This is a genomic window from Streptomyces sp. NPDC058289, from assembly GCF_042880975.1.
Lineage (GTDB): Bacteria > Actinomycetota > Actinomycetes > Streptomycetales > Streptomycetaceae > Streptomyces > Streptomyces stoeckheimensis.
In genome coordinates this window covers 1-18,899 of sequence record NZ_JBHVYI010000115.1, presented here as the reverse complement: position 1 = coordinate 18,899, position 18,899 = coordinate 1, and the positions used below count along the sequence as shown (strand labels likewise).

17 protein-coding genes are annotated in these 18,899 nt (G+C 73.3%); 6 read left to right on the top strand and 11 right to left on the bottom strand.

The features are described from left to right. Nucleotides 1-450 precede the first annotated feature (450 nt). Nucleotides 451-1,074, bottom strand: a complete 624-nt coding sequence (pdxH, locus tag ACFVX6_RS36325) for a pyridoxamine 5'-phosphate oxidase (RefSeq protein ID WP_266881940.1) — start codon at nucleotides 1,072-1,074, stop codon at nucleotides 451-453. A 237-nt stretch (nucleotides 1,075-1,311) separates the two neighbouring features. On the opposite strand from pdxH, the gene ACFVX6_RS36320 reads away from it, so the two are divergent. After that, the gene (locus ACFVX6_RS36320; RefSeq protein ID WP_389698865.1) at nucleotides 1,312-2,427 is read left to right on the top strand and encodes a citrate synthase 2; all 1,116 of its coding nucleotides are present in this window, start codon (nucleotides 1,312-1,314) and stop codon (nucleotides 2,425-2,427) included. A gap of 117 nt (nucleotides 2,428-2,544) precedes the next feature. On the opposite strand, the gene ACFVX6_RS36315 is transcribed toward ACFVX6_RS36320, so the two are convergent. The 7 genes from ACFVX6_RS36315 to ACFVX6_RS36285 all read right to left on the bottom strand — a co-directional run bounded on the left by ACFVX6_RS36315 (nucleotide 2,545) and on the right by ACFVX6_RS36285 (nucleotide 12,102). Further along, nucleotides 2,545-3,210, bottom strand: a complete 666-nt coding sequence (locus tag ACFVX6_RS36315) for a TetR/AcrR family transcriptional regulator (RefSeq protein WP_389698864.1) — start codon at nucleotides 3,208-3,210, stop codon at nucleotides 2,545-2,547. Then, nucleotides 3,198-3,983: an enoyl-CoA hydratase family protein gene (locus ACFVX6_RS36310; protein WP_389698863.1), complete on the bottom strand. Its 786-nt coding sequence runs from the start codon at nucleotides 3,981-3,983 to the stop codon at nucleotides 3,198-3,200. Before ACFVX6_RS36310 ends, ACFVX6_RS36315 begins: the two co-directional genes overlap by 13 nt. 563 nt (nucleotides 3,984-4,546) lie before the next feature. After that, on the bottom strand, nucleotides 4,547-5,737 hold the full coding sequence (locus ACFVX6_RS36305) for an acyl-CoA dehydrogenase family protein (RefSeq protein WP_389698862.1): 1,191 nt from the start codon (nucleotides 5,735-5,737) through the stop codon (nucleotides 4,547-4,549). Next, the gene (locus ACFVX6_RS36300; RefSeq protein ID WP_389698873.1) at nucleotides 5,734-7,662 is read right to left on the bottom strand and encodes a biotin carboxylase N-terminal domain-containing protein; all 1,929 of its coding nucleotides are present in this window, start codon (nucleotides 7,660-7,662) and stop codon (nucleotides 5,734-5,736) included. The genes ACFVX6_RS36305 and ACFVX6_RS36300 overlap by 4 nt, the downstream gene beginning before the upstream one ends. A 20-nt stretch (nucleotides 7,663-7,682) precedes the next feature. Continuing rightward, on the bottom strand, nucleotides 7,683-9,281 hold the full coding sequence (locus ACFVX6_RS36295) for an acyl-CoA carboxylase subunit beta (RefSeq protein ID WP_389698861.1): 1,599 nt from the start codon (nucleotides 9,279-9,281) through the stop codon (nucleotides 7,683-7,685). Continuing rightward, nucleotides 9,278-11,218, bottom strand: coding sequence for an acyclic terpene utilization AtuA family protein (locus ACFVX6_RS36290; RefSeq protein ID WP_389698872.1), 1,941 nt, complete (start codon nucleotides 11,216-11,218; stop codon nucleotides 9,278-9,280). The genes ACFVX6_RS36295 and ACFVX6_RS36290 overlap by 4 nt, the downstream gene beginning before the upstream one ends. 68 nt (nucleotides 11,219-11,286) lie before the next feature. After that, a complete protein-coding gene (locus tag ACFVX6_RS36285; protein WP_389698860.1) occupies nucleotides 11,287-12,102 on the bottom strand; it encodes a TIGR03084 family metal-binding protein in 816 nt (271 codons plus the stop codon). 293 nt (nucleotides 12,103-12,395) lie between these two features. On the opposite strand from ACFVX6_RS36285, the gene ACFVX6_RS36280 reads away from it, so the two are divergent. Continuing rightward, on the top strand, nucleotides 12,396-13,079 hold the full coding sequence (locus tag ACFVX6_RS36280) for an HAD family hydrolase (protein ID WP_389698871.1): 684 nt from the start codon (nucleotides 12,396-12,398) through the stop codon (nucleotides 13,077-13,079). A gap of 21 nt (nucleotides 13,080-13,100) precedes the next feature. Here the strand turns inward: ACFVX6_RS36280 and ACFVX6_RS36275 are convergent, their stop codons facing one another. Continuing rightward, on the bottom strand, nucleotides 13,101-13,589 hold the full coding sequence (locus ACFVX6_RS36275; RefSeq protein ID WP_389698859.1) for a hypothetical protein: 489 nt from the start codon (nucleotides 13,587-13,589) through the stop codon (nucleotides 13,101-13,103). A gap of 99 nt (nucleotides 13,590-13,688) precedes the next feature. Between ACFVX6_RS36275 and ACFVX6_RS36270 the strand changes: the two genes are divergently transcribed. The 4 genes from ACFVX6_RS36270 (at nucleotide 13,689) to ACFVX6_RS36255 (ending at nucleotide 16,933) form a co-directional block, all read left to right on the top strand. Beyond that, entirely contained in the window at nucleotides 13,689-14,765 is a 1,077-nt protein-coding gene (locus ACFVX6_RS36270; RefSeq protein WP_389698858.1) for a helix-turn-helix transcriptional regulator, read from the top strand. A 39-nt stretch (nucleotides 14,766-14,804) separates the two neighbouring features. Next, nucleotides 14,805-15,041 (top strand): hypothetical protein, encoded by a 237-nt coding sequence (locus ACFVX6_RS36265; protein WP_389698857.1) that lies wholly within the window; start codon nucleotides 14,805-14,807, stop codon nucleotides 15,039-15,041. 151 nt (nucleotides 15,042-15,192) lie between these two features. Continuing rightward, a complete protein-coding gene (locus tag ACFVX6_RS36260) occupies nucleotides 15,193-16,101 on the top strand; it encodes a hypothetical protein (RefSeq protein ID WP_389698856.1) in 909 nt (302 codons plus the stop codon). A 43-nt stretch (nucleotides 16,102-16,144) separates the two neighbouring features. Further along, nucleotides 16,145-16,933 carry a hypothetical protein gene (locus ACFVX6_RS36255; RefSeq protein WP_389698855.1) on the top strand — a complete coding sequence of 263 codons (789 nt, stop codon included), beginning with the start codon at nucleotides 16,145-16,147 and terminating at the stop codon, nucleotides 16,931-16,933. 36 nt (nucleotides 16,934-16,969) lie between these two features. Here the strand turns inward: ACFVX6_RS36255 and ACFVX6_RS36250 are convergent, their stop codons facing one another. Both ACFVX6_RS36250 and ACFVX6_RS36245 read right to left on the bottom strand, forming a co-directional pair. Then, nucleotides 16,970-17,926 carry a DMT family transporter gene (locus ACFVX6_RS36250; RefSeq protein WP_389698854.1) on the bottom strand — a complete coding sequence of 319 codons (957 nt, stop codon included), beginning with the start codon at nucleotides 17,924-17,926 and terminating at the stop codon, nucleotides 16,970-16,972. 47 nt (nucleotides 17,927-17,973) lie between these two features. Continuing rightward, nucleotides 17,974-18,899 (bottom strand): (Fe-S)-binding protein (locus ACFVX6_RS36245; protein ID WP_389698853.1); only part of this gene is annotated, 926 nt, incomplete at its 5' end.

The following is an 18,899-nucleotide window of genomic DNA, read 5'->3' as shown; positions in this document are numbered from 1 at the left end:
CCCAAGCAGTCACCCGACCCGCGAGCTCGCCGGTACGTCCGGCCGGCTTCCCCCACTGCAGGGGGGAAACCCGAGCTCGCGGGTCGTCTGCGTTTTCAGGGCCCGCAGCGCCTGTTCGTGCAGGTTTGGATTCACCTCGGAAATTCAGTTGAGCGCCACCCGCGGGGGTGCCTACAGTGGCAGCACACTGAAAGGAGGTGATCCCGGAAATGTATGAAATCCGGACGCGTGAGGTGACTGCGGGCTAAGCGCCCGTCGTCGCACGCACCCAGTGCGGTGCCCGGCGGGAACGCCTGGCGCCAATCCCAAGCAGTCACCCGACCCGCGAGCTCGCCGGTACGTCCGGCCGGCTTCCCCCACTGCAGGGGGGAAACCCGAGCTCGCGGGTCGTCTGCGTTTGTGCGGCGCGCGGGGATCAGCCCGACCCGGCGCCCCGTCGGCGCCGCGCGGCTACGGGCAGAGGCGTTCCACGCGCCAGGTGCCGGCCTCCAGGACGTAGCGGAGGCGGTCGTGGAGGCGGTTTTCGTGGCCCTGCCAGAATTCCACCGCGTCCGGGACCACCCGGATGCCGCCCCACTGCGGGGGAACCGGAACCTGTTCGCCCTCCGGGTAGCGCGCCTCCAGTTCCGCGTAGCGGCGGTCCAGTTCCGCGCGGGAGGCGATCACCGTGGACTGTTCGCTGGCCCAGGCGCCCAGCTGGGAGCCGTGGGGGCGGGAGCGGAAGTACGCCGCCGTCTCGTCCCGGCCGATGCGGGAGGCCGTGCCGGTGACGATGACCTGGCGGGCGATGGGGTGCCAGGGGAAGAGCAGGGAGACGAAGGGGTTGGCGGCCAGTTCGCGACCCTTGCGGGAGTCGTAGTTCGTGAAGAAGACGAAACCGCGGTCGTCGAACTGCTTCAACAGGACCGTGCGCGAGCTGGGGCGGCCGTCGGGGGTTGCGGTCGCGACGACCATCGCGTTGGGTTCGAAGACGTTCGCCTCCGCCGCGTCCCGGAACCAGCGCGCGAACTGGCCCATCGGCTCCTCGGCGAGGCTCTCCTCGGCGACGAGCTGGGAGCGGTACTGCTTGCGCATGTCGGCAGGGTCAAGGTGCTGATCGGTCACGCCGCCATCCTGCCGCAGCGGGGCGTCCGCGACTGTGCCGTATGTCACGCTTCCCCGCACCAAGCGGAACGGACAAAATCTTGGGGCCGGTCCGACGGTCCCGAACGGATGACCATCGACCGTGCCGGGCATCAACGGGGATGACCGCGCCGGACCGCGAATCACGCCGGGAGCCGCGCGTGTTCGCACTATTTGAGGAGCCGCCTGATGTCCGACTTCGTACCCGGTCTCGAGGGAGTCGTCGCGTTCGAAACGGAGATCGCCGAACCCGACAAGGAGGGTGGGTCGCTGCGGTACCGGGGCGTCGACATCGAAGACCTCGTGGGCCACGTCTCCTTCGGGAACGTCTGGGGCCTGCTGGTCGACGGTGCCTTCAACCCCGGTCTGCCGGCCGCCGAGCCCTTCCCGATCCCGGTGCACTCCGGTGACATCCGGGTCGACGTGCAGTCCGCGCTCGCCATGCTCGCCCCGGTGTGGGGTCTGAAACCGCTGCTCGACATCGACGAGCAGACCGCGCGCGACGATCTGGCGCGGGCGGCCGTGATGGCGCTGTCGTACGTGGCCCAGTCCGCGCGCGGCCAGGGCCGGCCGATGGTCCCGCAGAGCGAGATCGACAAGGCCGAGTCCGTCGTCGAACGGTTCATGATCCGCTGGCGGGGCGAGCCCGACCCGCGCCACGTCAAGGCCGTCGACGCGTACTGGACCTCGGCCGCCGAGCACGGGATGAACGCTTCGACCTTCACCGCGCGCGTCATCGCCTCCACCGGCGCGGACGTCGCGGCCGCCCTCTCGGGCGCGGTCGGTGCGATGTCCGGGCCGCTGCACGGCGGTGCGCCCTCGCGCGTCCTCGGCATGATCGAGGAGATCGAGCGCACCGGCGACGCCGTGGCGTACGTGAAGAAGGCCCTGGACAAGGGCGAGCGGCTGATGGGCTTCGGGCACCGCGTCTACCGCGCCGAGGACCCGCGCGCCCGCGTGCTGCGGCGTACGGCCAAGGAGCTGGACGCCCCGCGCTACGAGGTGGCCGCCGCACTGGAGAAGGCCGCCCTGGAGGAGCTGCACGCGCGCCGTCCCGACCGGGTGCTCGCGACCAACGTGGAGTTCTGGGCGGCGATCATGCTGGACTTCGCGGAGGTTCCGGCGCACATGTTCACCTCGATGTTCACGTGTGCCCGTACCGCCGGCTGGTCCGCGCACATCCTGGAGCAGAAGCGCACGGGCCGCCTGGTCCGCCCCTCCGCCCGCTACACCGGGCCGGGCGTGCGCAACCCGCGCGAGATCGAGGGTTACTCCGGCATTACGGACATCGCCTCGACCGTCTGATCGTGCCGGCCGACCGGCTGCCCCCCGCACAGGGCCGCCGCTCGTCGACGGGCGCCGCATCCCCTCGGGGTGCGGCGCCCGCCGCGTTCCCGGGGGGGGGGGGGGAGGTTCGGGCGGTCAGCCCAGTTCCGAGTCCAGGATCCGGGCCCATTGGGCGACCACCCGCGCCCGACGGGCGGTGTCGTCCGTGAGGACGTTGGCCAGGCCCAGGCCGCGGGCCATGTCGAGCAGGCCCTGCACGGTCTCCCGTACGCCCGGTACGGACTCGTCCGCGCCCAGCAGCTCCACGGCCATGCGGTGGGTCTCGCGGCCCACGCGGGCCTCCAGCTCGGCCACGCGGGGGCGCAGCTGCTCCTCGTGGGAGGCCGCGACCCAGAGCTGGAGGGCGGCGCGGAACATCGGGCCGGTGTACAGGTCGATGAGCGCCCCGACCACGTCGGCGCGGGCCGCCGCGGCGCCGCCCTGCGGGAACAGGTCCAGCAGGGCCGTCGAGCGCACCTCGGCCATGTACTCGACGGCCGCCGTGAACAGTTCCTCGCGGGTGCGGAAGTGGTGCTGGGCCGCCCCGCGCGAGACGCCGGCGCGCTCCGCGACCACGGCGACGGTGGATCCGGCCCAGCCCTGTTCGGCGAGGCAGGAGACGGCCGCCTCCAGGAGGTGGCGGCGGGTCACCCGGCTGCGGGCCTGCTTGGGGGCGGTCTGGCCGGTCTGTCCCGTCTGGCCCGTCTGGCCCGTCGGGCCCGTCTGTCCCGTCGGGCCGGTTTCCGTGGTCACCGTAGCCATGACGGGTCCCGTCGCTCGAAGCGGGCACTGATGCCCTCGCGGGCCTCGGCGGAGGCGAAGTGCCGGGCGGACAGTTCGGTGAGGGCGGCTCCGTCCCGCTCCAGGGCGGCCCGTACCGGGGCGGTGACCAGCCGTTTCGTCGCGGCCAGGGCCTCGGGACCGGCCTTGAGCAGGCCTTCCAGGACGGGAGCCAGGAGCTTGTCGAGGCCGTCGGTGTCCTCTGTGTCCTCGGCGTGGTCCGCGTGCGTCGCGTGGAGGGTGAGCAGGCCGATGCGGGTGGCCTCGGCGGCGTCGAAGACCTCGGCGGTCAGGAAGTAGCGGGCCGCGGCGCGGGGGTCCAGGCGCGGGAGCAGCGGCGCGGAGATCACGGCCGGGACGACGCCGAGGCGCGTCTCGGTGAAGGCGTACGTGGACGCGTGCCCGGCGGCGGCGATGTCGCAGACGCCGAGCAGCCCGAGGCCGCCCGCGCGGACGTGGCCGGTGACCCGGGCGACGACGGGCTTGGGCAGTTCGGCGATCTCGCGGAGCAGGGCCAGGAAGTCGGCGGGATCGCAGGGGGACTTGAGGTCGGCGCCGGCGCAGAAGGTGGTGCCGGTGTGGGTGAGGACCACGGCCCGGGTGGACGGTTCCGCGGAGGCCGCGGCTAGGGCCGTACGGAGTTCCTCGACCAGGGTGGCGGAGAGGGCGTTGCGGTTGGCCGGGGAGTCGAGGGTGAGGGTGGTGAGGCCGGGCGTTCGCGCGGGCGTTCGCGCGGCGTGGACCAGTGGGGGCATGTCTCCTCCGGAGGGGGTGGTCGGCTCGGTCGGGATCCCCTCCGGGGAGGGTATGCGGGTCGCCTGCGGCGGGCTCGGGTGGGCTGGCTCGGGTGGCTCCGATGGGCGGCTGCGGGTGGGTTGGCCCTGCAGGGCGAGGTCCCCGCGGCGAACCTTGCCGCTGCGCGGGGCGGAGTCCCCTACCCGCCCTTCGCCCGTTCCCCGGGCTCTGCCCGGACCCCGGTCCTCAAACGCCGGACGGGCTGAGGAGGGGATCCCGGGCTGCGCCCGGACCCCCTGGGGCTCCGCCCCAGACCCCTGGGACTGGTTCCCGGCAACGGGTCCGGGGCGCAGCCCCGGGGAACGGGCGAAGGGTGGGTAGGGGACTCCGCCCCGCGCAGCGGCAAGGGTCGCCGCGGGGACCTCGCCCCGCATGGCCGAGCCACCCGCAGCCGCCCACCGGACCCCGCGCCGGGACGGCAGTGTCGGGCACGCCGACCAGCCACCGCCGGACGGAGTCCGGCGCAGCGGTGCGAGCGGCGCGTCGAAAAGGCGAGCGGTGCGAGCTCCGCGTCAAGAAGGAATCAGTAGGACTTGGGCAGGCCCAGGGTTTGGTGGGAGACGAAGTTGAGGATCATCTCGCGGCTGACCGGGGCGATCCTGGCCACCCGGGAGGCGACGATCAGGGCGGCCAGGCCGTATTCGCGGGTGAGGCCGTTGCCGCCCAGGGTGTGGACGGACTGGTCCACCGCGCGGACACAGGCCTCCGCCGCGGCGTACTTCGCCATGTTCGCGGCCTCGCCCGCGCCCATGTCGTCGCCGGCGTCGTAGAGGTGGGCCGCCTTCTGCATCATCAGGCGGGCCAGCTCCAGTTCTATGTGGGCGGCAGCCAGCGGGTGCGCGATGGCCTGGTGGGCGCCGATGGGGGCCTTCCAGACCTGGCGGGTCTTCGCGTAGTCGACGGCCCGGGCGAGGGCGTAGCGGCCCATGCCGATGGCGAAGGCGGCGGTCATGACGCGCTCGGGATTGAGGCCCGCGAAGAGCTGGAGCAGGCCTGCGTCCTCGTCGCCGACCAGGGCGGAGGAGGGGAGGCGTACGTCGTCCAGGACCAGCTCGAACTGCTTCTCCGCAGCCTGGAGTTCCATGTCGATGGGGGTGTGGGCGAAGCCGGGGGTCTCACGGGGGACGATGAACAGGCAGGGCTTGAGGCTGCCCGTCCGGGCGTCTTCCGTGCGTCCCACGATGAGGGTGGCGTCCGCGATGTCCACGCCGGAGATGAAGACCTTGCGGCCGGTGAGGACCCAGTCGTCGCCGTCGCGGCGGGCGGTGGTGGTGATGCGGTGGGAGTTGGAGCCGGCGTCGGGTTCGGTGATGCCGAAGGCCATGGTGCGGGTTCCGTCGGCGAGCCCGGGGAGCCAGGCCCGCTTCTGCTCCTCGGTGCCGAAGCGGGCGATGACCGTGCCGCAGATGGCGGGCGAGACGACCATCATGAGGAGCGGGCAGCCCGCGGCGCCGAGTTCTTCGAGAACGATGGACAGTTCGGCGATGCCGCCGCCTCCGCCGCCGTACTCCTCGGGGAGGTTGACCCCGAGGTAGCCCAGTTTGGCTGCGTCCGCCCACAGTTCGTCGGGGTGGCCGCCCTCCCGGGCGATCCGGGCGAGGTACTCGCGCCCGTACTTCCGGCCGAGGGCGGCGACCGCCGCGCGCAGGGCCTGGTGCTCTTCGGTTTCGAGAGTTGTGGTGCCGAGCGTCGTGGTGCCGGGGGTGGAGCTCATGCTTCCTCCTGGACTACGGCGAGCAGGGCGCCGAATTCGACCTGTTGGCCGGTGACGGCGTGGAGCGCGGTGAGCGTGCCGGAGGCGGGCGCGAGGATGCGGTGCTCCATCTTCATGGCCTCCAGCCAGAGCAGGGGCTGCCCGGCGGTGACGGGGCTGCCGGGGGCGAGGCCCTCGGCGACGCGGACGACGGTGCCGGGCATGGGGGCGAGCAGGGAGCCCGGTTCGGTGCGGTCCTGGGGGTCCTCGAACCGGGGGACGGGGGTCAGGGCGTGGGCGCCGAGCACGGAGTCCACGTAGGCCGTGTTCGATTTATGTTTCACGTGGAACAGCCGCCGGACGCCGTCCACTTCGAGGCTCACCAGGTGGCGCGCGGCAGACAGGACCCGAACACCGGGGTGGTCGAGGAGTTCCGGAGGGCCGCTGCGGGCCGGGTGGTAGCGGACTTCGTACTCCGTCCCGGCAGCCGTGTAGCGGCGGCTCTGCGGCTGGGAGCGGAGGTTGCGCCAGCCCCCGAGGCGGTTGGCGAGGGGGGCGTCCGGGTCGGGAGCGGCCTCGGCGAGGGCGGCGGCGAGCGCGCAGAGCACGGGGGCCGGGTCGTCCGGGGCGGTCTCGGTGAGGGCGGGCAGGTGGCGCTCGTAGAACCCGGTGTCGAGCCGGGCCGCCGCGAACTCCGGGTGCCGCAGGGAGCGTACGAGGAGCTCCCGGTTGGTGGTCAGCCCGTGGATCCGGGCTCCGGCGAGGGCGTGGGCCAGGGCGCGGACCGCCTCGGCGCGGGTCGGGGCATGGGCGACGACCTTGGCCAGCATGGCGTCGTAGTGGATGGAGACCGTGTCCCCGTCGGTGAAACCGGTGTCCACGCGGACCTCGCCGGGGACGGCGAGCGTGTGCAGGGTCCCGGTCTGCGGACGCCAGTCCCGGGCCGGGTCCTCGGCGTAGAGGCGGGCCTCGACGGCGTGTCCGGCGGGGGTGGGAGGCTGCAGGGGCAGGGCGGCGCCCTCGGCGATCCGCAGTTGCAGGGCGACGAGGTCGATCCCGAAGACCGCTTCGGTGACGGGGTGTTCCACCTGGAGGCGGGTGTTCATCTCAAGGAAGTACGGCCGGCCCTCGGCGGTGACGAGGAACTCCACCGTGCCCGCGCCCTCGTACGAGACCGCGCGGGCGGCGGCCACGGCGGCCTCGTGGAGGGTGGTGCGCAGGGCCTCGGGGAGGCCGGGCGCGGGGGCTTCCTCGATGACCTTCTGGTGGCGCCGCTGGAGGGAGCAGTCGCGGGTGCCGAGCGCCCAGACGGTGCCGTGGGAGTCGGCGAGGATCTGCACCTCGACGTGGCGGCCGCGCTCCACGTAGGGCTCGGCGAACACCTCCCCGTCGCCGAACGCGGACAGGGCCTCGGCCGAGGCGGCTTCGAGGGATTCCTTGAGGGAGTCGAGGTCCCGGACCACCCGCATCCCGCGGCCCCCGCCGCCCGCGGCGGCCTTGAGGAGCAGCGGGAGGTCGGCGGTGGTGGCCGCGTGCGGGTCGACGGGGTCGAGCAGCGGGACCCCGGCGGCGCGCATCAGCTCCTTGGCCCGGGTCTTGGAGGCCATGGCCTCCATCGCCTCGGGCGGCGGGCCGACCCAGGTGAGCCCGGCGGCGCGGACGGCGCGGGCGAAGTCGGCGTTCTCGGAGAGGAACCCGTAGCCGGGGTGGACGGCGTCGGCGCCCGCCGCGAGGGCGGCCGCGATGACCAGGTCGCCGCGCAGGTAGGTGTCGGCGGGGGCCGCGCCGGGCAGCCGTACGGCCGCGTCGGCCCTGCGGACGTGCAGGGCGTCGGCGTCGGGGTCGGAGTGGACTGCGACGGTGGCCAGGCCCAGCGCGCGGGCCGTGCGGAAGACGCGGACGGCGATCTCGCCGCGGTTGGCGACGAGGAGGGAGGTCAGGTTCATCTGCGGGGTCATGTGCGGGCTCACATCCGGAAGACGCCGAAGCCGCCACGGGCGCCCTCGACGGGGGCGTTGTGGACGGCCGACAGGCACAGGCCGAGGACGGTGCGGGTGTCGCGCGGGTCGATGACGCCGTCGTCGTACAGCCGTCCCGACAGGAACATCGGCAGGGACTCGGACTCGATCTGCGCCTCGACGAAGGCGCGCATGCCGGCGTCGGCCTCTTCGTCGTACGGCTGTCCCTTCGCCGCGGCCGACTGGCGGGAGACGATGGAGAGCACGCCGGCGAGCTGGGCGGGACCCATGACGGCGGACTTGGCGCTGGGCCAGGCGAAGAGGAAGCGGGGCTCGTAGGCGCGGCCGCACATGCCGTAGTGGCCGGCGCCGTAGCTGGCGCCGATGAGGACGGAGAGGTGGGGGACCTTCGAGTTCGAGACCGCGTTGATCATCATCGAGCCGTGCTTGATGATGCCGCCCTGCTCGTACTCCTTGCCGACCATGTAGCCGGTGGTGTTGTGGAGGAAGAGGAGCGGGATGTCGCGCTGGTTGGCGAGCTGGATGAACTGGGCCGCCTTCTGCGATTCCGCGCTGAACAGCACCCCTTGGGCGTTGGCGAGGATGCCGACCGGGTAGCCGTGCAGGCTCGCCCAGCCGGTGACCAGGCTGGTGCCGTAGAGGGGCTTGAACTCGTCGAAGTCGGAGGCGTCGACGATCCGGGCGATGACCTCGCGGGGGTCGAAGGGGGTTTTGAGGTCGGCGGGAACGATGCCGAGGAGCTCTTCGGGGTCGTGGAGGGGCTCTTCGGCGCGCGCCGGATCGGGCTGGGCCTTGCGGTGGTTGAGGCGGGCGACGACGCGGCGGGCCTGGCGGATGGCGTCGTGCTCGTCGAGGGCGTAGTAGTCGGCGAGGCCGGAGGTCCGGGCGTGCATGTCGGCTCCGCCGAGGGACTCGTCGTCGCTCTCCTCGCCGGTGGCCATCTTGACGAGCGGCGGGCCTCCCAGGAACACCTTGGAGCGGTCCTTGATCATGATGGTGTGGTCGGACATGCCGGGGATGTACGCGCCTCCGGCGGTGGAGTTGCCGAAGACGACGGCGATGGTGGGGACGCCGTCGGCCGAGAGCCGGGTGAGGTCGCGGAAGATGGCGCCGCCCGGGATGAAGATCTCCTTCTGGGAGGGGAGATCGGCGCCGCCGGACTCGACGAGGCTGATGCAGGGCAGCCGGTTCTGGCGGGCGATCTCGTTGGCGCGGAGCGCCTTTTTGAGCGTCCAGGGGTTGGAGGCGCCGCCGCGGACCGTGGGGTCGTTGGCGGTGATCAGGCATTCGACGCCCTCGACGGTGCCGATGCCGGTGACCATGGAGGCGCCGACCGGGTAGTCGCTGCCCCAGGCGGCGAGCGGGGACAGCTCCAGGAAGGGGGTGTCCGGGTCGAGGAGCAGCTCGACGCGCTCGCGGGCGAGGAGCTTGCCGCGGGTCTTGTGGCGGGCGGTGTACTTCTCGCCGCCGCCGGCGAGGGCTGCGGCGTGCGCGGCATCGAGCTCGGCGAGGCGTTCCAGGGCGGCGGTACGGGCCTGCGTGTGCTCGGGGGCGAGCGGGTCGACGGCGCTCTTGAGGCGGGTCACGGGGTCCCCTCCGGGGCGGTGGTGGGTACGGGGGGCTCCGCGGGGGGTTGCGGCAGCGCCGGTCGCTCCGCTGGCGGGTGCAGCAAGGCTGCCGGGGGCTCCGCGGGCGGGGGCAGCAGCGCTGCGGGGATGTCCACGTGGCGGGAGCGGAGCCACTCGCCGAGGGCCTTGGCCTGGGGGTCGAAGCGATGGCCGGAGGCCACGCCGTCGCCGAGGATCCGGGTGACGGTGAAGTTGAGGGAGCGGAGGTTCGGGAGCTCGGCGCGGGTCACTCCCAGTGGGGCCGTTTCGGGGAGCAGCGCCTTGAAGGCTTCCACGGTGAGGGAGGCGCGCAGCCACTCCCAGGCAAGGCCGGTCTCGGCCCACACCCCGACGTTGGCGTCCCCGCCCTTGTCCCCGCTGCGGGCCCCGATGATGGTCCCGAGCGGCACCCTGCGGGTGGCGGCCGCGGGCCCTGCGGGACTTCCCCCCACCCCGCCCCTTCCCGAAACCGGGGGCTGTGCCCCCGGCCCCCCGGGCCCGGGCTCCGCCCCGGGCTCCCGCTCCTCACACACCGGAGGGGCTGAACCGGGCCCACCCGCGCTGGAGGCGCGGGGCCAGGCGGCGCCCGGTGAACCGGGGAAGGACGGGGAGGTGACAAGCCCCGCAGGGTCGGGCTGCGCCCCGGGTGCTTCGGGGGCGGAGCCCCCGGGGGCCCGCTCCTCACGCGCCGCCGGGGGTGGGTTCGCCGACAGGCGGGTGCCGTCCGCAAGGACTGCCGTGTGGGGGACTTCCCCGGCGGGGACCGTGGTCGAGTCGAAGACTCCGTACGGCTGGGCCGGGGACGGCGGGGCCGTGACGTGGAAGCCCGGGTAGCTGGCCAGGGCCAGTTCGATGGCCGCCGAGGTCAGGGCGCGGCCCACGCGGTCGGGGGACGGGTCGCGGACGACCAGGCGGAGCAGCGCGCTCGCGGTCTCCTCCGTCTCCGCGTCCTCGTGGTCCGTACGGGACAGCGTCCAGGAGACCGACTCCACCGGCGCGAGCAGCGCGGCCAGCTGCTCCCGCACCAGCGCCGCCTTCGCGTCCACGTCCAGGCCCGTCAGGACGAAGACGACCTCGTTGCGCCAGCCCCCGATGCGGGTCACCCCCACCTTGAGGGTCGCGGGCGGGGCTTCCCCGCGGGTGCCCGAGACCGCCACCCGGTCCGGGCCGGCCTGGGTCAGCCGGACCGTGTCCAGGCGGGCCGTCACGTCGGGGCCGAGGTAGCGGACTCCCTGGGTTTCGTAGAGGAGTTGCGCCGTGACCGTACCGACGGAGACGACGCCGCCCGTGCCCGGGTGCTTCGTGATGACCGACGAGCCGTCCTCCGCGATCTCCGCCAGCGGAAACCCGGGCCGGGACACGTCGTGGCGGGTGAAGAAGGCGTAGTTGCCGCCCGTGGCCTGGGTCCCGCACTCCAGTACGTGGCCCGCCACCACCGCCCCGGCCAGCCGGTCGTGGTCCTGCGGCCCCCAGTCGAACCACCATGCCGCGGGCCCGCTCACCAGCGCCGCGTCCGTGACCCGGCCGGTCACCACCACGTCCGCGCCCGCCCGCAGGCAGGCCGTGATCCCGGCGCCGCCGAGGTAGGCGTTCGCGGTGAGCGCTCCCTCCCCGTACGACGTCGGAGACGACATCAGGTCGTCGCCCTCCACGTGCGCGACCGCGACGGGGACGGACAGCTTCGCGGCCAGCGCGCGTACCGCTCCGGCGAGTCCCGCCGGGTTCAGACCGCCCGCGTTCACGACGATCCGTACGCCCCGCTCGTGGGCGAGGCCCAGGCACTCCTCCAACTGGCGCAGGAAGGTCTTGGCGTAGCCGAGTTCCGGATTCTTCAGGCGGTCGCGGCCGAGGATCAGCATGGTCAGCTCGGCCAGGTAGTCCCCGGTCAGCACGTCGAGGGGGCCGTCCGTCAGCATCTCGCGCAGGGCGTCGAAGCGGTCCCCGTAGAAGCCCGACGCGTTGCCGATCAGCAGGGGGCGCCGGGTCACCGGGAGGCCCCCGGCGTGCGGCCCGGGCCCGCCGGACCGGCGAAGGCCTGGGCGATGTCGAGCCAGCGGTCGGCGTCGGGGCCGGTCGCCGTCAGGGCCAGGTCGGCGCGGTGGGCGCGCTGGGTCACCAGCAGGCAGAAGTCGAGCGCCGGGCCGGTGACCCGCTGCGGCGCGTCCTCGGGGCCGTACGTCCACACCTCGGCGGGGGCTCCCGGAGCCGTCAGCTCCACCCGGAACTCCCCCGCCGGCGCGGGCAGTCCCCGTACCGCGTACGCATAGTCGCGCGCCCGCACTCCGATCCGCGCCACGTGCCGCAGCCGGGCCGTCGGTACGCGGCGCACGCCGAGCGCGTCGGCGACGTCCTGGCCGTGCGCCCAGGTCTCCATCAGGCGGGCGCTCGCCATCGACGCGGCCTTCATCGGCGGCCCGTACCAGGGGAACTTGGCATCGGGCGAGGCCACGGCCAGGGCCCCGTCGAGGGCGGTACGACCCTCGCGCCAGCGGGTGAGCAGCTCGGCGGGGGCCAGCGCGGCGCCCTCCTCGGCGCCATCGTCGACGAAGGAGTCGGGGGCCTTCAGGGCCTCCTCGACCAGCCCCGCGAAGGCGGTGGCGTCGGTGAGGGCGAGCAGGGCGGCCCGGTCGGTCCAGTGCAGGTGGGCGATCTGGTGGGCGAGGCTCCAGCCGGGTGCGGGCGTGGGCTTCGCCCAGTCTGCGGCGGGCAACTCGCCGACCAGGGAGTCGAGTTCCCAGCCCTCCTCGCGGAGATCGGCGAAGACGGCGAAGGCGTTCTCGACAGCGGACGGATCGGGCACGGGTGCGCTCCCCTTCTCGGCGTGAGGGGAAGCGTGGCAGCCGTCAGGAAAACAATCAAGCGTGCTTGCATTTATTTTTTGGAGGTGAAGGGGCTTGAGGCGCCGGGGACTTGGAACGGCCGCCCGGCCCGGTGCGTGTGCGGGCTCGGGGCTTGCGCGGGCGTACGCCCGCGGCGAAGATCCACGTCATGGCCGAGCGCGAGGACGAAGACGTAGTCAGGGACGCGGACAGGAACGCGGACAGGGGCGTGGACGGGGACGAAGGCGTGCTCGCGGGCTCCGTCAAAGGCGTGATGTTCGACTTCTCCGGCACCCTCTTCCGCGTCGAGCCCACCGAGGACTGGCTGCGCGCGGTCGTGGCGGACGCCGGTATCGACCTGTCCGAGGCCGAACTCGTCTCCTTGGCCGCCCTGCTCGAAGAGGCGGGCGCCCTGCCGGGCGGCGCCTCGCCGCGGCGGCTGCCGGCCCGGCTGGAGCCGCTGTGGCGCGAGCGGGACCTGAGCCCCGAGCAACACCGGGCGGCCTACACCGCCCTCACCCGCGAGGTGCCGCTGCCCTCCGCGGAGCTGGCCGACGCCCTCTACGAGCGGCACTGGACCCCCGCGGCCTGGCGGCCCTACCCCGATACCGCGGCCACGCTCGCAGCCCTGCACGAACGGGGCGTCCCCGTCGCCGTCGTCAGCAACATCGGCTGGGACCTGCGCCCCGTCTTCCGCGCCCACGGGGTCGACCGGTTCGTCGACGCGTACGTGCTCTCCTTCGAGCACGGAGCCCAGAAGCCCGATCCCCGCCTGTTCCGGATCGCCTGCGAGACGCTCGGTTTGGCGCCCGCGGACGTGCTCATGGTCGGGGACGACGCCGTCGCGGACGCAGGGGCCGCGGCGTTGGGGTGCCCGGTCCGGCTGGTCGAACACCTGCCGGTCGAGCAGCGGCCGGACGCGCTGGGCGTGGCGCTCGGGCAGCTCGGGCAGCACTGACGGCGCTGACGGCGAGCACCGTCAGCCTGCATCGGCATCGGCATCGGCGCCGACCGCCCCACGGCTGAAGTCCATCGTCCAGTTGTGGACCCAGCTCGTGCCCCCGTCGGCCGAGAAGAACTGCTCCCAGCACGGGGAGTCCGTCCCGGTCCGCGACCATACGAAGCGCACCAGGACGGCCTTGCCGTCGTAGGTGTCCTCGCCCTCGAAGACGCCCGTCCCCGTGGCCGCGTCGAACCGTCCGGTGACGGGCGGGAAGAGCGTTCCGGTCCGGCGGCTCGCCCAGTTCAGGGTCCACTGGTCGCGCTCGGGGTCGTAGAGCCGCAGGGTCAGCCCGGCGAACCCCTTCGTCGGGAACTCGATCTCGTCGAAGCTCGCGGCACCGTCGAAGTGCCGGGTGGCCCGGGACACCGCCGGAAACGCCTCCCAGCCGCTGTCCGCGTCCAGGAAGTCGGCGAGCCGGCGGTTGGTGACGTCCCAGGTGCCGGCGAGGAAGTCGAAGTCGTTCATGTGCGGTCTCCCCATGATCTGTTCTCTGCAAGATCTGTTCTCTGCTGATGGGGGAACCGTAGGAGCACTCCACTGACATCCTGTGTCAGTGAAGTGCACGTGAAGTCCAGCCGACTGCTCTCGATCCTGCTCCTGCTCCAGACCCGGGGCCGGATGACCGCCGCCGAGCTCGCCGGGGAGCTGGAGGTGTCGGTCCGTACGGTCTACCGCGACGCGGAGGCGCTGGCCGCCGCCGGCGTCCCGCTGTACGGCGACGCCGGGCACAGCGGCGGCTACCAGCTCCTCGACGGCTACCGCACCCGCCTCACCGGCCTGGCCGCGGGCGAGGCCGAGGCGCTCTTCCTCACCTCCATGCCCGGACCGGCCGCCGAGCTCGGCCTCGGCCGGGCCCTGTCCACCGCCCAACTCAAGCTGCGAGCCGCCCTGCCCGCGGAGCTGCGTGCGCAGGCCGACCGGATGCGGCTGCGGTTCCACCTGGACGCGCCCGGCTGGTACGCGGAGCACGAGGAGACCCCCCACCTGGCGCGGGTCGCCGACGCGGTGTGGCGGGGGCGGATCGTCGAGGTCCGGTACCGGCGCTGGAAGGCACCCCACGAGGTGGACCGGCGACTGGCCCCGTACGGGCTGGTCCTGAAGGCGGGGCGCTGGTACCTGGTCGCGGGCACGGCTGCCGCACCCGAAGCCGCGGCCGCACCCGGCACGACGGCCCCCGCCGGCCCCCCGTACACCTACCGGGTGGACCAGGTCCTCGCGGTGCGCGAGACCGACGAGGAGTGCGCGCTCCCGGACGGCTTCGAGCTGGCCTCCCACTGGCGGCGCACCCAGGCGGAGTTCCACGAGCGGCTGTACCCGGAGGAGGCGGAGGTACGGGTCTCCGCGCGGGCCGCCGCCCGACTGTCGGGCGCCCAGGCCGGGGCCCTGGCCACCACCGGGATCCCGGACCCCGAACTGCCCGGGTGGACCAGGGCGGTGCTGCCGATCGAGTCGCAGGACCACGCGGAGGCGCAGTTCCTGGAGCTCGGCGCAGAGGCGGAGGTACTGGCCCCGCCGGCCCTGCGCCGGCGCATCGGAGCGGCGGCCGCCGCGACGGCGGCGCGCTACGGAACTGCGGGGGCGGGGGCCGCGACGGAGGCCGGGGCAGGGGCCGGGACGGGCGGCGCGGACAGGAACGGGTGAGCCCTTCCCTCCGGTGCGGGCGGCTGGGATGCTCCCCGCATGACGACTCCTCGGATGTACTTCGCCACTGCCGCCCTGAGCGCCCTCGCGCTGGGCGTGGCCATGGCCAGCGGCTGGGGCCAGGACTTCCCGGACGGGGACTCCCCCGCCTCCGGCTCCGGATTCTCGATCTCCGCCTGGTCGGCGGACTGGCCTACCGGGACGACCCGCGTCGAGGCGAACGTCCAGCACGCCGACGTGACGCCCCGGCCGGCCGGCGACATCATCTGGAGCTGACCGGACCGGGCGTGGCCTGATCTCACCCCACCCCTCCCCGCGCCACTCCTCAAACCCCCCTGGAATCACGGGAGTCGGTATACCGTCATCGCCGACCACGACGGGCACGAGGTACGAGGTACCAGGTACCGAGCACGGGGGCTGGAGCGACATGAGTGTCGACGTTCGCTATCGGGTGGAACGGATCGCGCTGGCCCTGATGTCCATATCGGGCGTCGTGGTCCTGATCGCGGACCTCCTCGGGTGGCTCGACGCACTCGCTCCCGGGGGTGCGCTCCCCAAGGTCACCCTGCTCATCCTGAGCACGGTCACCGTGTTCCTCCTGCTGGAGATCGACCGCCTGCGCAAGCTCGACGTGGTGGAGGCGAAGGTCATCCAGCTCGATGCAACCCTCACGGCGCAGGTCGCCCGGCTCGACGACACGCTCCGGACGCAACTCGCCCAGCTGGACATCGACACCGTCGCGCAGCAGCTCAAGCAGGAGAACTACCTCGGCGTGATCCGGGTGCACGCGGAGTTCCCCGACGTGCGGTTCAACGCGTTCGTGGAGGGCGCCACCCAGGAGGTGGCCATCCTGCAGACCTTCATCCCCAACCTGGAACACCTCCAGCCCTCGCTGGAGAAGGCGCTGGTGGACCACGGAGTCCCGGTGCGCATCATGCTCCTGTACCCGTCCTCCCCCGTGGCGGGCCTGCGCGACGAGGCACTGCGTTCCGTACGGGACCCCGCCCTCGCGCTGGACGTGAAGGCCCGGGTGGAGATGTGCCTGGCCGGTCTCGCGGAACTGCACCGGGCGGTCGGGCCTACGGGCCGGGCCCTGCTCCAGGTGCGGGTGTACAACTCCCTGCCGTCCATCGCCGTACACAAGGCCGACGAGCACTTTCTGGTCAGTTCGTTCCTGCACCGCCAGCTCGCGATCAACTCCGCCCAGACCGAGATCGACGGCTGTGACACGGCGATGGGCCGGCAGGTCCAGAGAGAGCTGGACACGCTGTGGGAGATCGGCCGCGACGTGGCGCTCCCCGACTGGCGCGAGTCGCTCAGAAACATCAGCTGGTGATCCGGTTCCGGGTTCACCACCAGATCCACGGAAAGGTTCGGCCATGCACGACTTGGGCACTCCGGACGAGAAGGACGGGCTGCACGAGCTGGACGGGTTCGAGAACGGGCTGATCGAGCGCTTCGAGGAGCATCCGGTCCTCGCGAACATCACCCGGCTGCCCGACGAGGACTTCACCGCGCTCCTGCTCCAGCGGCGTTTCGTATCGCTCGCGTTCACCCCGTCCTACGACCTGGCCATCGACCTGCTGCGCGACGAGGAGGGGCTGCGGATCACCCGGATCATCCTGCGCGAGGAGTACCCGGACGCCCACGGGCACGCGCCCTCGCACCGCGAGGACATGACGGAGGACCTGCGCCGGCTCGGAGTGTCCAGGGAGGCGCTGGTGGCGTCGAGGCCCACGGCCGCGACGCGGCGCGCCATCACGGACACCCTCGAACTGATCGCGGACGCGGGCGGCCACGCCGACGCCGACCTGCGGCTGCTGACCTTCCTCCGCTTCTGGGGCGAGGTGCTGGTCTCCGTCGAGTACGGGCGGCTGTGGGAGCGGATGGGGCCGCTGTTCACGAGCGAGGGCGGTGGCCGGAACCGTTCGCGCTTCTACCACCCGCACCTGGTCCACGACGCGAAGACGCATTCGCTCGCGACGGTGTCCCTGCTGTCGGACACCCACTCCGACCGGCTGGCCGCGCGGGTGACCGAGCTCCTCGGCCGAGGCGACAGGACGGAGGGGGCGGACGGCTTCAAGGAGACCGAGGAGCGGGCGCTACGACTCAAGGCCGGCTTCTACGACCAGTTCCTGCCCGCGCTGGACTCCTCGACGACGGCCTGAGCACCCGACGGGCCGCGTACGGCTCTCCGAGCGGCTCTACCGGCGGGTCTGCGAGCGGACCGCGCCCATGCTCGCCACGATGACCAGCGCGATCGCCGCCGCGTCGAGCGCCGACAGGGCCTGGTTCAGGATCAGGAACCCGGCCGTCGCGGCGATCGCGGGCTCCAGGCTCATCAGGATCGCGAAGGTCGGCGCCGGCAGCCTGCGCAGGGCGAGCAGCTCCAGCGTGTAGGGCAGGACCGAGGACAGCAGCGCCACACCGAGGCCCAGGAGCAGGGTGCTGGGGAGCAGCAGCGCCGAACCGGCCTCGATCACGCCGAGCGGCAGGGACAGTACGGCGGCCACGGCCATCGCCAGGGCCAGCCCGTCCGCCTGCGGGAAGCGGCGCCCGGTCCGCGCGGCGAACACGATGTACGCCGCCCACATGCCGCCCGCCGCGAGGGCGAAGGCCACGCCGAGCGGGTCGAGGCCGCCCAGGCCGCCTCCGCCGTGGGTGGACAGCAGGACGACTCCGGCCAGTGCCAGCCCGGCCCACAGCAGGTTCAGCAGGCGGCGGGAGACCACGACGGAGAGCACCAGCGGGCCCAGCACCTCCAGGGTGACGGCGGGGCCGAGGGGGATCCGGTCGATGGCCTGGTAGATGAATCCGTTCATGCCGGCCATGGCCACGCCGAACCACACCACGGTCGACCAGTCGGAGCGGGAGTACCCGCGCACCTTGGGCCGGCAGACGAGCAGCAGCACCAGCGCGGCCGCGGCGAGGCGCAGCGTGACCACGCCGGCCGCGCCCGCCCTCGGCATGAGCATCACCGCGAGGGCGGCACCGAACTGCACCGAGACGCCCGCCGTGACCACTAGGGCGACGGGGCCGAAGCGGGCCCGGAAGGAGCCGTCCGCGGGGGTGACGGCGGGGGTGACGGCGGGGGTGGCGGGGGCCGGGGCGGTTGCCGTCGCTCGCGAGGGCTCGGTGGGCGTGGGGGTAGGTGCGGGCATTTATCCAGATTAGGGGGTGGGTAAGGACCGTGCGTCCGTGTTTTGCCTTACATCCCGTGTACGCCCGGTTCCGGCAAGGCCTCCGCCAGGACCTCCGCCAGGTGGCGGGCCCGGCCACCGGCGAGCTGTGCGATCTGCGTCCGGCAGGAGAACCCGTCCGCCAGCACCTCCGTACCCGGTGCGGCCGCCCGCAGCGACGGCAGGAGCTGTTCCTCGGCGCAGGCCACGGAGACCTCGTGGTGTCCGGGTTCGAAGCCGAAGTTGCCCGCGAGGCCGCAGCAGCCGCCGCTGAGCTCTCCCGTCAGCCCGGCGCGCTCGCGCAGCCGTCGGTCGGCGGCGTCGCCGAGGACGGCGTGCTGGTGGCAGTGGGTCTGGCCGGCGACCGGCCGGTCGAGGCGGGGCGGCTGCCAGTGGGGGGCGTACTCCTCCAGGGTCTCGGCGAAGGTTCGGACGGCCGCTGCGAGACGGGGTGCGCGGGGGTCCTCCGGGAGGAGGGCGGGCAGATCGGTGCGGAGCGCTGCCGCGCAGCTCGGTTCGAGGACGGTGACGGGTCCCTGCGGGTCGCCTACGGCGTCCAGGGTGCGTCGCAGGACCCTGCGGGCGGCGTCGAGGCGGCCGGTGGAGATGTAGGTCAGCCCGCAGCAGACGCGGCCCGTCTGCACCACGGGCTCCAGGCCGGCGGCCCGCAGCACCCGGACTGCGGCGTGGCCGGCCTCGGGAGCGAGGTACTCCGTGAACGTATCCGGCCACACCGTCACGACGGCCCCGCCCCCGGGCCCATCCCCGGGCCGAGCCCCGGACCCGGGCGCAGCACCAGACCCGGGCCGAGCCCCGGACCCTGGCGTGCCCTGCGGGCGGCTGTCCCCTACCCGCCCTTCCACCGTTCCCCGGGGCTGCGCCCCGGACCCCCTGGGGCTCCGCCCCAGACCCCGCGCCTCAAACGCCGGCGAGGCTGGATTTGGCCGATCCAGCC

Excerpts from the sequence above, each read along its gene's own strand:
- pdxH (WP_266881940.1), bottom strand. The coding sequence starts at position 1,074 with ATGCGCAAGCAGTACCGCTCCCAGCTCGTCGCCGAGGAGAGCCTCGCC.
- ACFVX6_RS36320 (WP_389698865.1), top strand. The coding sequence starts at position 1,312 with ATGTCCGACTTCGTACCCGGTCTCGAGGGAGTCGTCGCGTTCGAAACG.
- ACFVX6_RS36315 (WP_389698864.1), bottom strand. The coding sequence starts at position 3,210 with ATGGCTACGGTGACCACGGAAACCGGCCCGACGGGACAGACGGGCCCG.
- ACFVX6_RS36310 (WP_389698863.1), bottom strand. The coding sequence starts at position 3,983 with ATGCCCCCACTGGTCCACGCCGCGCGAACGCCCGCGCGAACGCCCGGC.
- ACFVX6_RS36305 (WP_389698862.1), bottom strand. The coding sequence starts at position 5,737 with ATGAGCTCCACCCCCGGCACCACGACGCTCGGCACCACAACTCTCGAA.
- ACFVX6_RS36300 (WP_389698873.1), bottom strand. The coding sequence starts at position 7,662 with ATGAACCTGACCTCCCTCCTCGTCGCCAACCGCGGCGAGATCGCCGTC.
- ACFVX6_RS36290 (WP_389698872.1), bottom strand. The coding sequence starts at position 11,218 with ATGCTGACGGACGGCCCCCTCGACGTGCTGACCGGGGACTACCTGGCC.
- ACFVX6_RS36280 (WP_389698871.1), top strand. The coding sequence starts at position 12,396 with ATGTTCGACTTCTCCGGCACCCTCTTCCGCGTCGAGCCCACCGAGGAC.
- ACFVX6_RS36275 (WP_389698859.1), bottom strand. The coding sequence starts at position 13,589 with ATGAACGACTTCGACTTCCTCGCCGGCACCTGGGACGTCACCAACCGC.
- ACFVX6_RS36265 (WP_389698857.1), top strand. The coding sequence starts at position 14,805 with ATGACGACTCCTCGGATGTACTTCGCCACTGCCGCCCTGAGCGCCCTC.
- ACFVX6_RS36260 (WP_389698856.1), top strand. The coding sequence starts at position 15,193 with ATGAGTGTCGACGTTCGCTATCGGGTGGAACGGATCGCGCTGGCCCTG.
- ACFVX6_RS36255 (WP_389698855.1), top strand. The coding sequence starts at position 16,145 with ATGCACGACTTGGGCACTCCGGACGAGAAGGACGGGCTGCACGAGCTG.
- ACFVX6_RS36250 (WP_389698854.1), bottom strand. The coding sequence starts at position 17,926 with ATGCCCGCACCTACCCCCACGCCCACCGAGCCCTCGCGAGCGACGGCA.